Raw genomic sequence first — 15698 nt, 5'->3', positions numbered from 1 at the left:
CATATATTTACACCCGAATTCTTATGGGATAACAGGAGTTGGTACAAATGACAAGGAAAGCTTTGATATTTCATGGTGGATGGCAAGGCCATGAACCGAAATTAGTCAGCAAGCGATTTGCTAGTTTATTGGAAAAAGAAGACTTTGAAGTCTTTGTCTATGACACGTTGGAATGTCTGGGCGACAAGGACTTTTTGCTGTCTATGGATTTGATCATTCCCATGTGGACTCAGGGCGAACTTGACGATCGCTATGCCTTTTTCCTATCAGAGGCTGTCGAATCTGGGGTTGGGCTGGCGGGCGCTCATGGCGGCATGTGTGACTCCTTCCGCTGGTCAGTTGAGTATCAATTCATGACAGGCAGCCAATGGGTGGCGCACCCTGGGGACGTGTATTATCACCACATCTCAAAACTGACGGAAGAAAATTTGGCCTATGTGCAAAAGAACTATCCCACACCTTCAGATGGATTCCAGACAGATTACATTGTCAATGTCAGGCGGGGCGCAGCTTCTCCAATAGTGGAAGGGATTCCGGACTTTAGGGTGCATTCGGAACAATACTATTTGCACCTGGACCCATGCGTGAACGTTCTAGCAACCACTCTAGTGCATACTGTGGGACCGCACAGTGCAAATGGGCCGGTTGCGATGCCGGTGGTTTATACTAAGTTGTGGGGGAAGGGTCGAGTGTTCTACAGCTCACTTGGTCATGTTGATGCTGTTTTTGAGATCCCCGAGGTTACGGAAATTATGCGTCGGGGGATGCTTTGGGCGGCTCGCAAGTAATGAACAAGTTGAAAATTCAATAAAATTAACAGGTTCTCTCTATTCAAAGAGAACCTGTTTTTATTTTGACTGGTTGAGATTCGGGATTATTCTATTTCACCTTTAACGACAGAGGTGTTAAAGGGGCTGTCCCTGAGAGACACTTCCGGTGCCCGGCGTTCAATGGCCGCTCTTGCGATTTCGATATCTTCAGCCGCTTCACGGGGATTGAATGTGCCGATACAGACCATGTCCTGTTCGCGGATGGTGTTATATACAAAGTTTAGGCCCACGAATGGTGTGGTGCGACCTGCTGCCAGGGGCTTGATGGTGATGACAGGCTTCTTTGTGTTGTGGATGATCTTGGCGACACTTTCGATTTCGATCTGCATTAGGAAACCCATGCTGTTATAGATTTGGATATAGGTCTCGACATCGTATTCATTGATATCAGCATATTGCACAACTTCAGGCATATGGGCCGAAAGTCCGGGGATCATACCGGCTTGCCGGATCATATCCAGATAATCCGGTAAGCGATCGATGGATTGGGTGTTTTTGTTGAGGAGCTGCTCGACGCAGGAATGCAATGGCATGCAGAAAGTTGCGCCTCGCTTGGCACATTCTTCTATTGTCTGCCTGGCTTCGGCTCGCGCTGTGGGATTATCGTCGACATTGATGATTGGTTCATCAATGATGATCATCTCTTTTCCCGAATTTTCCTGCGCCATCTTGACAGCTGGTAGGAGGTTATGATCGACACTGAAGAGGCCTAAAACAGCGTTGATGTCGTGTTCCAAAAAGGTCTCAAAAATATCACTGACAGATTTTGGCCCCTGATGGGTTTGTTTAATAAATAAGTCATTGGAAGCGCTCAGGTGACTGAACCCTGAAACCCAGTTGCAGCCAATAATCATTCTGGGTAAGGAGACGCCGGCGACGGTTGTTCTTGGAAAGCTATTATTCATAAAAGGCTATTCCTTTCAGCCAGTTGTATGGGGCTATTATGCAGGTATCGGGAGGTGAGGCTAACCCCGATTATTCTTAACGAATAACATTGTTTATTAGATTAGATCATTAATCATTTTGAGAATATCCATACTAAGGATGTTTGTCAAGGGTAGGGGGAGGGATTGATGCGGAACATAGTGGATTCAAGGTGGAAAGCCGAAGCGCACGGAAGGTTTGCCGGTTTGAAAAACTGGTGGAATTGCGAAGAAGTTGGTTGTTTATTCAATTTAATCCGGAAATCAGGCTTGTAGGGGTGGGAAGACCTTAATAAACGATAAAGAAGTGTTAATTTTCTATTGACATGGGCTAAATCTTATGCTAAATTAAATAAAACGTTTGCGCAATCGTTTGCTAGAGAGGGAAGCAATGGACAAGGTTACGATAAAAGATGTAGCAAAAGAAGCAGGGGTGTCTTATACAACGGTGTCTCATGTGATTAATGGCACCAGACGAGTCAAACCAGAAACCAAGGCTCGCGTTGAAGACGCTTTAAAGAAATTGGATTATACGCCGAACAGCCTGGCAAGGTCTTTACGGGTTGGGTCCACGAAGACAATTGGTCTGATTGTGCCAGACGCGTCCAACCTCTTCTTTGCTGAAATTTCTCGCAAAATTGAGGATTTAGGTTTTCAACTGGGCTATAGCGTTATTCTTGGTAATAGCGACAATGATCCAAATAAACAAAGTAATTATATAAATACTTTAATTGCGAAACAGGTTGATGGGGTGATCTTTATGGCAACAGGGGGTGATGTGGAGGATCTCCAATCTCTGTTAAAAAATAAGATCCCGGTTGTCGTCGCTGACCGTTATGTACCACTCGAGTTTGCAGACGTTGTTTTGCTTGATAATGAGGCCGCAGGTTATGAGGCGACAAAGTACTTGTTGGACCTGGGTCATGAATGTATCGCTTGCATAACGGGGCCGAATCACCTTTCACCGAGTATGAAACGGGTAGAAGGTTACAAGAAAGCACTTGCGGAACGTAATATTCCCTTCAAATCGAGTTTAGTCAAGGCTGGCAATTTCCGCTTTGATGGAGGGATGTCTGAAATGACAGATCTCCTGAATGGTTCCTGCAAGCCAACTGCAGTATTTGTTTTGAATGACATGATGGCGATTGGCGCAATTGCCGCTATTCGTAAAGCTGGTCTCAACATTCCTGATGATATTTCAGTGATTGGCTTTGATGATATTGAGCTTGCGGCAATAACAACCCCATCGCTCACCACAATTGCCCAGCCTTTTGACGAAATGGCAGAGCAAGTCATTCATTTACTCATAGATAAAATCCAAGGAAACCGCACTGATGGGCATAAACGGATAAGCCTAAACGCGGAATTAATCGTACGAGAATCAACCAGCGCAAAGGAAAACAGAAAGTGAACAGCATTGCCGTCATTGGTAGTCTAAATATTGATCTTGTCGTTCAGACCACGAGGGTTCCCGAAGCTGGTGAAACCCTTTCTGGTGATAGTTTTAATGTGATCCCGGGAGGTAAGGGAGCAAACCAGGCAGTTGCGGCCAGCCGAGCCGGTGGCAGTGTATTTATGTTCGGCTGCGTTGGTCAGGACACCTTTGGGCCTAAGATGATCTCAGAACTCCAGAAAGCTGGTGTCAATACAGAATTTGTAGAGACTGTCGCTGACGTGTCTACTGGAACAGCCACGATCCTGGTTGAGCAGAGCGGTGAAAACCGAATTGTGATTGTGCCCGGCGCTAATGCTTATGTAACGCCGGAGTGGATTGACGACCGATGGGATGAAATTTCGAAGTCTTCATTGATCCTGTTGCAGCATGAGGTCCCTCTGGAAACGGTTTTTCATATCATTCACCGGGCAGCCGAGGATAATATTCCGGTAGTCCTAAACCCTGCGCCTATATATCCTATTCCTGAAAATTACTTAAAGCAGGTCAGTGTACTTATCGTGAACGAGATCGAATGCGCCAGCCTGGTTGGTTTTCCGATTACCGATAGACTCAGAGCCAAAGAAGCTGCAGAAATTTTGCATTATCAAGGGATTGATACTGTTATCGTCACCTTGGGGAGCGGTGGTGCATTTATTCTCAATACGGATACAAATTTTCACCAACCAGCATTTCAGGTCGAAGTCGTCGATACGACTGCCGCTGGTGACACCTTTGTAGGTGCTTTTGCTGCATCAATGCTCCAAAAGAAATCAACGCAAGAAGCGATGCGTTTTTCCAGTGCCGCAGCGGCTTTGGCCGTAACGGAACTTGGCGCACAAACATCAATTCCAAATGCCGAGGAAGTGTATAGATATCTTTTGGAAAATCAAACTGATTGAAATTTAGCTTTAACTTGTTTACCTATATTTTGACTAAATATTTTGATTATTAGAAAGTTACAATCGATCAAGGAGAATCATAATGGATAAAAAGGTTTTACGTGTTGGTATCGTTGGGTGTGGTGAGATTGCCCAGGTGGCTCACCTCCCATTACTCCAGGAATTGCCCAATTTGGAAGTTACCGCTATTTGCGATCTCAGTGAAAAGATCCTGAACTATCTTGGGCCTCGCTACAACATTGAGAAACGTTACACCGATTATCACGACCTGGTCAAATCCGACGATGTTGACATCGTTTTGGTTACCACCCGGGACCATGCGCCAGTTACCATTGCAGCCATGAATGCCGGTAAACATGTCTTCTGTGAAAAGCCGATGTGCTTCAACGTCGAAGAAGCGGATGCCATCATCGCCGCCGAAAAAGCAAGTGGCGTTAAATATATGGTTGGCATGATGAAGCGTCAGGATCCCGCATACCAATATGTGCTTCCGTTGATCAAGGAACTGGACGATGTGCATTTGGTTCGGGTTCACGATTTTGGCGGCGATTACACAATCAATGGCGAGATCTATGATGAGGTCCGTAACGATGACCTCCCTCAGGAAGTCCGTGATGAAATGGCGGATTCTGATATGCGCAAAATGATCAAAGGCATTGGTGAGGACAGGAAAGAACTTGGTGTCGCCTATAGCACTTTGTTATATCTGATGGTCCATGACGCCATCCTTCTGCAGGAAGCCTTCGGGCGGCCAACTGAAATTCAATATGCGGACGTTTACAACAACGATACTATCTTGGCCGTCTTAAAATTTGGCGAGGATATTCGCTGCGTTTATGAGGGCGGATTACTTCTTAAACGTCGGGATTGGGATGAAAGGTTTGAGGTTTTCTCTGACTCGAAACGAATTTCGGTTCAATTCCCCTTCCCATATATCAAAAACGCTCAGACCCTGGTCAAGATCAATGAACAGGATGTCCATGACCCCAAAGCCAATGTTGATAAGACTGTATACGTTTCATATGACGAAGCTTTTAAGCGTGAATGGCGCCACTTCTATGAGTGCATCACAGAAGATAAAGAGCCTTTCACCAACAGCGAGAAAGCCCGCAATGACATTGAGCTGAGTGCCAATATTATTAAAGCTGTCAAAATCTAATCTGAGGATTCTTTCGTGACGATTCCAAATCTTAACCCATTAGGAGCCATATTTGTTATCTTGTTCGCGGCCTTTATGTGGGGCTCATGGTTCCAATTCATTAAACATTTGGATAATTATCCTGTTGATGGGTATCTGCTTCATGTTTTCTTCTTCTCTGTTCTCCTTGTTTTCTCGGTGATGGTGGTTTTGGTGGGGGGGGCCTTTACCTCCATCATCAGGAGCCGATTACAGGCTGATCCGATCGTGATTTACGGCACCTTATTCTGTGGTGCGATGTATGCAATTGGGATGCGGATCAACCTGAATGTCATGAGCAAGATGGGTCTGATTTTAGCCACTGCCATCAGTTCAACTGGCAGCGTTTTGGTCGGAACTGGCATCTCGATTGTGATGAAATCAATTGATCCAAATGCCAACCTTTGGCTAGTTCTCCTGGCAGCGATCGTGCTGGTGGGCGCTTCAATGGCCTGTGTGTATTCGACAAAATTGAAGAATGATGAACTGAACAAAAATGACAGTGAGAAGAAAGCGGATACTAAAACTCTTCGCAAGGCCGTTCTAACTCTACTGCTTACATCTTTGATTTTTGCGCCTTGCTATACATTGGGTATGTCCATTGGACTTGAATCGCCTCAGAATTTGCGAGGATTACCCCCAATAGTGTTCATGTTTATGCTGTCGTCCGGAGCTTTTATTGGTATTGGAATTGTCTGCTCAATAATATTGGTGAAGAAGAAGTTATTCATCAAAAGCATTTTCCATGCACCTTTAAAGGTTAGGATTTTTGGATTAGTTTCAGCTATAGCCCATTATGGCGGCAATATTATCCACTCCTTTGCCACCCCGATTGTGAGTTTAGCGATTTCTTGGCCATTAGGTCAGACCTATAACATGTGGTCATATCTCTGGGGGCTGATCTACGGAGAATATCGCGGAACTTCAAAGAAAGTCGGTCTAACGCTTGCACTTGGTATTGCCCTTTATATTTCAGGAATTGTCATTCTGGGATTTGCATTGTATTGGAATTGATCTTTCCAAGGAGGTCTATGGTAGATTGTTGGGCTAAATGGAGAAAATTTATAAACCTTAACTTTGAAAGTATTTGGAAGGAGTGAAAATGGGTAAGAAAATAGTCTCTTTACTGTTTATTTTTGTGATGCTGGCAGGTGCAGTGACTGCTTGTACACAAGGCGAGGCCACTGAAGTAGTGTCTGGTTCGGAAGATGACGGGGCAGAAGAAGTGACAGGCCTTGGTAATGGTACGCTTCATATCATCGGTAGTGAACGTACATATCCTGGAGAAGCTGAAGCTTGGGATGAAGTTATTGCTGATTTCGAGGAAGAATATGGCGTGACTGTCGAGGTCAAATGGCAAGGGGCGTGGAATGAAGTTCCCCAAATGCTTGAGACAGCTCGTATGGCTGGTGAACCTGTGGACATTAGTTCCGCTGGTGCAGGCTTGATCAATACCACCTTGGTACGCTCTGGTATTGCCATGGATCTGACTGAGTATATTGAACCATTCCAGGATCGTTTCTCTGAAGGGTCTTTCCTGGCTTACACCATTGATGATAAAGTTTGGGGCATCCCCTTTGGCGCTTCATCAACGACCGGTGTGATCTATAACAAGACCATGTTTGATGAATTAGGTTTGGAAGAACCGACAACCTACGAAGAACTATTAGCTGTTGCCAAGGTTATTGAAGAAGAAAAAGGGATCATTCCAATGATCCATGATGGGAAAGCCCCCTGGTTCTGGCCGATTTGGTATTTTGAGGCCTATGCTCAGACGACTGGTAACACATCGATTGCTAATATTGTCGAATTCCTCTCAGGTAACAAACAATTTACTGGTGAAGCTGAGATGGCGGCTTTTGATAAGATTGCACAATTCTACAGTGATGGAATCCTAACGCAAGAATCGCTTGACACGGATTCTGATGCCAAGTTTGCAGTCTTTGCTCAGGAAAAAGCAGCGATGTTCTATGCTGGCACCTGGCATCTTTCTCCCGTTCGTGCTGCAGTTGAAGATGCCTTTGAAATCGGTATCTTTGAGTTCCCGATCATTGTTGAAGGTTCCACTTCCCAGCATGGTGGCGGCCCCGGTGACTGCTTCATGATTCCGTCGTTTGCTGATCCTGCGAATTATGGCCTCTCTCGACAGTTCTTTGAATTCATTTCTCGCCCTGAGAATGCGACAAAGATTCTCTCTCGTCGGGATCCCTTAGGCCCATCTATTGCAGCAGTGCCTTCGACTGATACAGAACCTCTGGCCGAGGAACTGGTTGCAGAATTCTATCCAAACACCATCACATTCCTGGACTGGATTTGGCCGGTGGAAGTGAATGATGCGTTTGTTTCTGGTATTCCAGCTGTGCTTACAGGTAATATGACTTCTGAAGAAGCAACACAAGCTGTTCAGAACGCATTGGACACATTGATTGAAGAAGAAGATTTCCAATTTGACTGGTGGTCCACATGGACGGTAGAAGATTGGGATAAGGTGACAATGAAGAACCTGCCTGAGATTGAGGTAATTGATTAATCTTTGTGCAAACCAACCGCGACGGGGCGCTCCCTTTTTTACCCGTCGCGGTTGGAGCCATTGTGAAAGGTAATCCATGAAAAAACTGACGCTGGCTATAAAGAAATACGGCTTAATTTATATGATGGTGTTACCAGCCGTTATTCTTTATTCGATATTTGTGATCTATCCAATGATAAAGGGCCTTCATGTCTCCTTTTATCGGTGGGATGGCCTTTCTGAGATGGAATGGATTGGCATAAAAAATTATAAATTCGTGTTCAAAGACGAAATATTCTGGTCGGCGATGAAGAATACGCTATTGTTTGCTTTTGTCGTTTCGATCGCAAAAAATGTTATAGCGCTTTTCTTGGCGTTATTATTAAATCGGAATATTAAGTTTCGTACATTCTTTCGAACGTCAACCTTCTTACCGGTTACTTTGGCATTTGTTGTGGCTGGTATGCTTTGGTCTTGGATGTATAATCCCATATTTGGACTTATCAATAACTTTTTAACGCTTGTGCACCTTGAATCATTAATTCAGGGATGGTTGTCTGATCCAAAGATTGCGCTTTGGTCTATTATGTTCGTTGATATTTGGAAATGGGTTGGGTTCCATATGGTACTTTTCTTGACGGGCATCCAGGCTATCCCAGAAGAATTATATGAAGCGGCTCGGATTGATGGTGCAGGGCGGTGGCATTGTTTCTTTCATGTCACTATCCCGTTGGTGATGCAGGTAACCATTGTCAGCTTCCTGTTATCGATCACCGGAGCTTTTGTGAGTAACTATGATCTGGTCTACGTTATGACAGGTGGTGGGCCTTTCCACTCCACCGAAGTCGCCCTGACATGGATTGTCTCGACAACTACTCGTTATGCTGCTGTCGGCAAAGGTAATGCTATGTCGATGATTATGTTTGTCATAGTGCTTGTATTCGGTGTTCTCCAGATGTATTTCTCTCAAAAGAATTCATACGAGATGTAGAGAAGCGAGTTGAACATGAAACAAAAGAACACTATTAAATCTGAGAAACTAAAAAGCCTTGGGCTGGATATCACAGCCTATGTCATTCTTTTCTTGGTCGTAATTTTTACAGTATATCCAGTAATTTGGATGCTCTTAGGCTCTTTAAAAACCCCAAATGAATTCTATGTAAATGTATGGGGGTTCCCTGAAGTGCCAATTTGGCGAAATTACATTGAAGCCTGGCAGATGGCAAATCTCGGGCCGAAGTTTATCAATAGTGTAATTATCACTGTTGGAACCCTGGCGTTGGTTTTGCCATTAGCTTCTTTAGCAGCATATGCGTTTGCCAAGATGAAGTTCCCTGGCAGTAATTTGTTGTTCTATTTCTTCTTATTGAGCCTAATGATTCCAAGAGGGGTAACAGCCATTCCTACGTTTTCTGTTGTGATTGGTTTGGGTATTCAAAATACACGGTTGTCTCTGATCCTGGTTCTGGCGGCATTGAATTTGGGATTTGCAATATTCCTAATGCGAGCCTATTTCATATCGTTGCCAAAATCCATTGAAGAGGCAGCTTTGGTGGATGGATGCAACCCGATAACAGCGTTTTTCAAGGTGGTTCTGCCGATTTCAAAGCCCGCCTATGCAACAGTAATTATTTTCACTGGGCTGAACACTTGGAATGAATATTTTATGAGCAGTATTCTGATCCGAAGTGAAAAACTGCAAACACTACCTATTGGTCTCGTGTCATTTATCGGCCAATATCAAACAAATTACCCCCAGTTGTTTGCATCATTATCAATCATGACGATCCCGGTTGTCTTGCTCTACATCATCGGACAAAAACAATTCATTGAAGGATTGACAAAAGGTGCTGTAAAAGGTTAAACAGCACGGATTACTAAATCAACCATAGGAGGATTTGATATGAAAATTGCATATACATTATGGACCTGGTTAATGGATGAACATAATGAATGGGGACCCACCAGTTCAAATTTGAAGAAGAACTTTGAAGATTCCTTGCGAGAGGTTTCAGACCTGGGTTTCAAGTATTTCGAAGACTTCAACTTAATTGTAAATCTATTCGAGGGCGCCGATGCGGAATTCGACGATCTTTGTGCAAAATATGATATGAAATTCGTCAATGTATATCATTATATTAAGACGGATTTTGAACAAGATTTGGCTATGGCAAAGAAGTGCTGCGAATTCCTCAATAAACATGATGCCAACTTGATGAATCTCCAAGCGCCATTTACAACAACACCCAGAGGTGAACGTCCAACACCTGAAGAGCTTGAAGAGACGATTATCAAGGTTAATAAGATTAATGAAATAGCCCAGGACCATGGCGTTACAGTTTGTTTCCATCCCCATTTTGGATCAACAGTTCATTACGAAGAGGATATTACACGAGCGCTCGAGGGTTTTGAACCGTCCGTGAAGATTTGCCTGGATACAGCTCATACTCGTCTGGCTGGCATGAAGGTCTATGACAAGATCAGAGAAATTGGTGACCGGATCGCTTATGTTCATCTCAAGGACGTCTGTGATTCAAAAGATTTTGCTTTGGCTGATCAGATGTTCCGGTTCAAGGTCCTTGGCATGGGTACGATTGACTTTGCTGAGGTTTTCAAAGCCCTTGAAGATATCAAATTTGATGGATTTGCTTGTTTTGAACAGGATTACCAGCGGATTTGCAATTACGAGACTGGTTTGAGTGCTCGGAATTACTTGCACAAAATTGGAAGGATGTAGGGTTAATCACCAACGCAGTAATACTGGCTGAAATAATTAATTGAAATAGGATTTGTACTTATTTATAAGTACAAATCCTATTCATGAAAAAGGGCTTATCCCTAGAGCAATATTACACAGAAGGAATTTATGCTGAAGAAACGCTCTACAACTATTGCAATTACCTTGGGGATTCTAATCAGCATGTCAGTATCAAATATACTGACAAAGTTTGCATATCGTGACATGTCTCCAATTACGTTCATCTATTGCAGCTTGTTTGTGGGAATTGTCACGATGCTTATATATACCTTTGTCATTAAAAAAGAACGGATTCCAAAGGAATTGATGACAAAGCAGGTTTGGTCGCTTATCCTCCAAATTGCCTTTTTTAATTTTGTCTTGGGAACATTGGGGATTTATTCTTTGAATTACCTCAATGCATCTACCCATTCTTACCTGACCAATTTCATTGGTTTCATAACAATGGCTATGAGCATCTTTCTTTTAAAGGAAGCGCCTACGTTGTGGCAGATTGTTGGAGCGGTGATTGCATTTTCCGGGTTGAGGCTCTTTTTCCCGGAGCTGCCAAAAGATAACCAGTTGATCGGTGTTGTCATGGTGTTGGTTTCCATTACTGGAGTTGCCTACACAAATAACATTACCAGGAAACTGGCTCAGGTGACTGAAAATAAGATCAGTAATAATGTGATCTCAACCTTGGCAATTTCCATTGGCGGATCTTTAGCGATCATTATTTATCTGTTTATGGATGGTTTCTCTCCTGTGATTCCAACAGTAGCAGATTTTGGCATCATTCTCTTTGTGGGTATTGTGACCCGCGCGATTGGCCTGACTGTCTGGAATTTAATCCTGAGAACTTTACGCTCGTATGAGGCTTCAATCCTGGGTGCATCCACTGTAATTTGGACCTCCATATTGTCGGTGATCTTCTTAGGTGAAACGCTGCTTTTGAATCAAGTATTTGGAATATTGCTGATGTTAGTTGGTCTGATACTGGTTCAAATTCGAAAAGGCAGGATATTTACAAAATCCCAGCATTGATTGCTGGGATTTCTAAATATTTGTCTTAAGCGTAATAGGTGCAATATCCTGACCGATATCAACCTATAGTTAATAAGCTATTTTTACCCCCAGGCATCGCATAGCACTTCGGCCTGCTCCAGCATCAGGTCAATCAGCTGCCCCAGGCGGAACTAATCCAGGGCTGGCCGGGCATAGTCCTGGGGAGCACAGCTTTCAGGCGGGGGTTCTCGACCTCAATGGCGGTCATCGCGTCGTCAATGATGACGCCGATCTTGGGGTCTTTGGCCTTGGCCATCAGGTGCGGCCAGCGGGCATCCTTCGGGACCCAGAAGGCATTCTCCGCCAGGTATTCATCCCGGTCTTCCGGGGTCGGCATATTACTGCTGGTTGAGGCGGTTGTAGAATTCTTCGAAGGTGTCCGAGATGTATTTGAGGAAGATCAGGCCGAGGACGACGTGCTTATATTCCGACGCGTCCATCGTGCCGCGCAGCTTGTCGGCTGCTGTCCAGAGACGTTCCTCGAATCCCGGGTTTGAACCGTTGCCGTTTGCTAAAATGTGACTCTCCTGTGAATGGGGCTGCAATTATTTACCCCGCCTATGCGGATGTTCCTCACCACTCTAATATAGGATGAAATGGATGGATTATTGGATCGTCTTATAGTAATAGTGCGTGGGATTGATGGAACACTCTCTTTATTCATTGACAATCTGGCCTAACTCTAGTAAAATATTGGTCGCTTAACTTATGCGGGTGTAGTTCAATTGGTAGAACGTCTCCTTGCCAAATAGCGTCTTATAGATAAGACATTACAGATTCTGTAGTAGGCCCCGATATATGGGCCTATTTGCATTTAAAAGGGCATTTCGGCTGTATATGGGGGTTTTCAATTTCAAAATTAGTTTGTGAGGTTGTCCATAAACTGCTCCACTTATTTTTGATGAAGGTATTTCATAGCCTACTACACAATTTACGTGGGGTACACTATATTTTCTCTTTATTGAATATAAAGAGAAACGGACTGTACCTGAGACAATACGAATAATATAGTTGACACATTAGAATGTATGTGCTAATATATAGATATCACATTATTATGATCCAGGAGGAAAGAATATGAAGCTAAAAGACTCTGTCGATGAATGGTTGATAGCAAAAGAAATTGAAAATGTGTCTGTGAAGACAATGCAGATCTATTCATCTATGGCAGGGGAAATGGTTGATTACCTTGGGGATATTGACCTTAAGGACTTTGAGGCCAGGCAAGTTAGAGCATTCCTTGGGTATCAAATGAAAAGGGAAGGGCGTCATGGCAAGTTATCAGACGCAACTCTCCATAAGTACTATTCTGTTATTCGAACCTACTGTAGATGGCTTCAGGCTCAGGAATATAAGGTCCTGGCGCCTACAGATAAAGTCAAGGCGCCGAAGGTTGAGGAGAAACTACCTGAGACATTGAGTGATGATGAATTGGATAGACTTTGGCTTTACCTGAATGCTCGTTGCACATTCAGGGTGCGGCTCATTTTTGAATTTTTCCTTGATACTGGTGCTCGACTTTCTGAGGTCCAAAGACTGAATGTCAAAGATGTGAATTTAGATAATGGTTGGTGCAAGATTTACGGAAAAGGCCGACGCGAGGAGATAATCCCATTGGGGAAAAAGCTCACTCTTGATATGCATCGATACTTATTTGATATTCGTCCAGAAATTGTAGGAAATCTAAGTGAGGATGCTTTCTTTGTCACGAAGCAGGGTAGTCGATATACAAAAAGCGGTTTATCCACATTGGTCAAGACTAAACTAAAAAGGGTTGGTGTTGATGGATCCTACGGTCCTCATAAATTGCGCCATACATATGCGACTAATTTCTTGCGGAATAAAGGGGGTGTGGAACAGTTACGGAGGATTTTGCGGCATAGGTCTGTAAAAACTACTCAAAGATATATTGCTTTGTTGCCAGAAGATTTGATAAACGCACAAATGGTGGCTTCACCGTTAGACCATTTGATGCATCGTATGGGGCAATAAAACGACAGATCAGCTATCTGACGTCAGATACGTAATAAATAAAATATCAGGAAATTTGTGCCAGTAAATAAACTCTACTACATGTAAATAAAGGAACAACGATGGAGCTTTTACGGAAATGTGACTTGTGTGGCGAATTGATCTCGATTGAAGGTAATGTGGGGGATCCTCCGAAAGGTCATCTTTGTGGAATTTGCTACCGGTTTGTTTGTGATAATTGCATAGATTGGGGGGCAAGTGGGCGAGGGTTTGGAAATGTATGTAAAGCATGCACATCGAATCAGGTCATATTGGATTTGGGTAAATTTGTTATTCCAGAAGAACCTGTTTTCCTGAAGGGAAATGACGTCACGACAAATCTTGATGAGGCGCAACAATTCTCAACTGAAGAATTTTGTTTCATCAAGCTCAAAGACGATAAGCTTCCGCTGCCAATCAAGGAAGCTATTATAATGCTTCAATCATTGGATGAGACAAATGCTGTAAATTCAGATATAGATAGTTTATTATCTATCGGTCATCCCCCAAAAAGATCAGTTAGGGAAATCCGAGGAGAAGTCAAAGCAACCTGTCTTTGCGGCTATACGTTTACCACAAAATTCAACTGGGAGGAAAACAAGGATGGCTTTCTTGAAGTCCGTGATCCGTGTCCAAATTGCGGGAAAAAACTAACGCTGTCATTCCATGGCCGGTTTGAATAACACAAGTTACATTTGGCACATGGGAAAAGTGAGGGGATTATTGATTGATAGATAGGCAATAATTCAGACCTTGGATTGATCGACACGTATTAGCATGAGATCAGAAGGTTTTTGCTAAATATACCTTTCCGCAGTTCAGCGTATGAGCCCAAACAGCCCAATCCGATTTCGGATTGGGCTGTTGCTTTTATAGGTAGTAAGAAAACACCTGATGTGAAGTTGTGATAAATTACTTGGAGCGTTTCTAAGAGAAAAATCATTATATGGCATACAAGAACATATGTTCTGTATACAAATCGCTCCCAGGCTTTCCTGTGGCTTCTGACGGGATTCCTGGGAGCGTCTTGGCACTGATTTTTCTTGTATTATCAGATGGACATATTTATGAAGTTGGTCACAATCAAATCGTATATAGTTTTTCCATAACGATCTGAATAGAATTTGAGGAATCCCTCAATGGCTATAGTATCTCCTAATCGGCATTGATTCAGAATATCACACCCAATTTCATTGTATGCTGCGCAGTATTCTATCGCCTTCTCATAAGAACTTTGATTAGCGTTGATACCAATCGCGGTCTTATCGATCCTAAAAAGACAAACACATTTTCCAGATGGGTAATTGTGGATGAAGGGTTCAGCGACAATTTTCCCCATGACAGTAACATTGTAGAAATGTTCAGTTTCTTTGAAATTTGTATTTGATTGACTCTCAAAGGAAGTATATTCTGTATTGATTTCTGGTATAACCATCAGTCATTCCAAAGGAACTCATCTTCAGGTGCAGTTGCACACATTTTAGGTAATTCTTGGCGTTCATGTAATTCTTGTTGAATTCCGCCAATGAAGTCCACCGTTTGAACGATAATTTGTGGGTAAATATTTCCATCGTTCCCTTTATTAAATATCATCTTTCCTTCTATGAATATCGGCTCGCCTTTATGTTTATATTGATGAATGTTCTTGCCAATTGCATTCCAGGCTGCACATTGAAACCAGGTTGTGCTGGGCACTTTTTTCCCGGAGCGATTTGTATATGATTCGTTCACGGCAATTGAGAAGTTGCATACAGAATCTCCCTTGGCAAATTCTTTGATTCTTGGTTCGCTTCCAATATTGCCTCGAACCAAAATTCTTTGATATGACATAAATTTGGATCCTTTCTTACTAGTAAAAGTGAATAGTTGTCTTTACATCGTACGACTAGTGAGAAAATAAGTCGAATGAGTGTTACAACTTGATTGTGTCATAAAAAGGACAAATTGTCAAGCATTAAGTCCAAAATGAACGCCAGGAGTGGTTGATTACGTCTTCCCTTTCTTATTGTTTGGATACTCTTTCCATTAGCTTATTTTGAAAAGGTTAGATTTAAATAAAATATTAATTAACGATTAACTTATTAAATTGATCAATATTTATTAATCAATTATC

The 15698-nt window shown here is 42.9% G+C and carries 15 protein-coding genes and 1 pseudogene; 12 read left to right on the top strand and 4 right to left on the bottom strand.

Annotation, left to right across the window (positions count from 1 at the left end):
- The first annotated feature begins 47 nt into the window (after positions 1-47).
- A complete protein-coding gene (locus tag JR338_06290; GenBank protein QRN82060.1) occupies positions 48-788 on the top strand; it encodes a ThuA domain-containing protein in 741 nt (246 codons plus the stop codon).
- 86 nt (positions 789-874) lie between these two features.
- Here the strand turns inward: JR338_06290 and JR338_06285 are convergent, their stop codons facing one another.
- Complete coding sequence (locus JR338_06285; GenBank protein QRN82059.1) at positions 875-1735, bottom strand: hypothetical protein; 861 nt, start codon at positions 1733-1735, stop codon at positions 875-877.
- A gap of 409 nt (positions 1736-2144) precedes the next feature.
- On the opposite strand from JR338_06285, the gene JR338_06280 reads away from it, so the two are divergent.
- The 9 genes from JR338_06280 (at position 2145) to JR338_06240 (ending at position 11554) form a co-directional block, all read left to right on the top strand.
- Positions 2145-3164, top strand: coding sequence for a LacI family DNA-binding transcriptional regulator (locus JR338_06280; GenBank protein QRN82058.1), 1020 nt, complete (start codon positions 2145-2147; stop codon positions 3162-3164).
- A complete protein-coding gene (gene rbsK, locus JR338_06275) occupies positions 3161-4087 on the top strand; it encodes a ribokinase (protein ID QRN82057.1) in 927 nt (308 codons plus the stop codon). Before JR338_06280 ends, rbsK begins: the two co-directional genes overlap by 4 nt.
- 82 nt (positions 4088-4169) lie before the next feature.
- Complete coding sequence (locus JR338_06270) at positions 4170-5246, top strand: Gfo/Idh/MocA family oxidoreductase (protein QRN82056.1); 1077 nt, start codon at positions 4170-4172, stop codon at positions 5244-5246.
- A 15-nt stretch (positions 5247-5261) separates the two neighbouring features.
- Positions 5262-6278, top strand: coding sequence for a hypothetical protein (locus JR338_06265; GenBank protein ID QRN82055.1), 1017 nt, complete (start codon positions 5262-5264; stop codon positions 6276-6278).
- Between the two features lie 88 nt (positions 6279-6366).
- Positions 6367-7794 carry a carbohydrate ABC transporter substrate-binding protein gene (locus JR338_06260; GenBank protein ID QRN82054.1) on the top strand — a complete coding sequence of 476 codons (1428 nt, stop codon included), beginning with the start codon at positions 6367-6369 and terminating at the stop codon, positions 7792-7794.
- A gap of 76 nt (positions 7795-7870) precedes the next feature.
- Complete coding sequence (locus tag JR338_06255) at positions 7871-8764, top strand: sugar ABC transporter permease (protein ID QRN82053.1); 894 nt, start codon at positions 7871-7873, stop codon at positions 8762-8764.
- Positions 8765-8779: 15 nt separating this feature from the next.
- Positions 8780-9637 carry a carbohydrate ABC transporter permease gene (locus JR338_06250; GenBank protein ID QRN82052.1) on the top strand — a complete coding sequence of 286 codons (858 nt, stop codon included), beginning with the start codon at positions 8780-8782 and terminating at the stop codon, positions 9635-9637.
- A 39-nt stretch (positions 9638-9676) separates the two neighbouring features.
- A complete protein-coding gene (locus JR338_06245; GenBank protein ID QRN82051.1) occupies positions 9677-10510 on the top strand; it encodes a sugar phosphate isomerase/epimerase in 834 nt (277 codons plus the stop codon).
- A gap of 129 nt (positions 10511-10639) precedes the next feature.
- On the top strand, positions 10640-11554 hold the full coding sequence (locus tag JR338_06240) for a DMT family transporter (protein ID QRN82050.1): 915 nt from the start codon (positions 10640-10642) through the stop codon (positions 11552-11554).
- A gap of 152 nt (positions 11555-11706) precedes the next feature.
- Here the strand turns inward: JR338_06240 and JR338_06235 are convergent.
- Positions 11707-12015 (bottom strand): annotated as a pseudogene (locus JR338_06235) (type I restriction-modification system subunit M N-terminal domain-containing protein).
- A gap of 637 nt (positions 12016-12652) precedes the next feature.
- Between JR338_06235 and JR338_06230 the strand changes: the two are divergent.
- Both JR338_06230 and JR338_06225 read left to right on the top strand, forming a co-directional pair.
- Positions 12653-13567, top strand: coding sequence for a tyrosine-type recombinase/integrase (locus JR338_06230; protein ID QRN82049.1), 915 nt, complete (start codon positions 12653-12655; stop codon positions 13565-13567).
- Positions 13568-13668: 101 nt separating this feature from the next.
- Positions 13669-14268: a hypothetical protein gene (locus JR338_06225; GenBank protein ID QRN82048.1), complete on the top strand. Its 600-nt coding sequence runs from the start codon at positions 13669-13671 to the stop codon at positions 14266-14268.
- A 368-nt stretch (positions 14269-14636) separates the two neighbouring features.
- On the opposite strand, the gene JR338_06220 is transcribed toward JR338_06225, so the two are convergent.
- Positions 14637-15020 carry a single-stranded DNA-binding protein gene (locus JR338_06220; GenBank protein ID QRN82047.1) on the bottom strand — a complete coding sequence of 128 codons (384 nt, stop codon included), beginning with the start codon at positions 15018-15020 and terminating at the stop codon, positions 14637-14639.
- Entirely contained in the window at positions 15020-15415 is a 396-nt protein-coding gene (locus JR338_06215; protein ID QRN82046.1) for a single-stranded DNA-binding protein, read from the bottom strand. The genes JR338_06220 and JR338_06215 overlap by 1 nt, the downstream gene beginning before the upstream one ends.
- Positions 15416-15698 lie beyond the last annotated feature (283 nt).

This window comes from Chloroflexota bacterium (assembly GCA_016887485.1).
Taxonomy (GTDB): domain Bacteria; phylum Chloroflexota; class Anaerolineae; order Anaerolineales; family Anaerolineaceae; genus Brevifilum.
The sequence above is the reverse complement of the archived record's forward strand: the minus strand, read 5'-3'. Positions and strand labels throughout refer to the sequence as shown.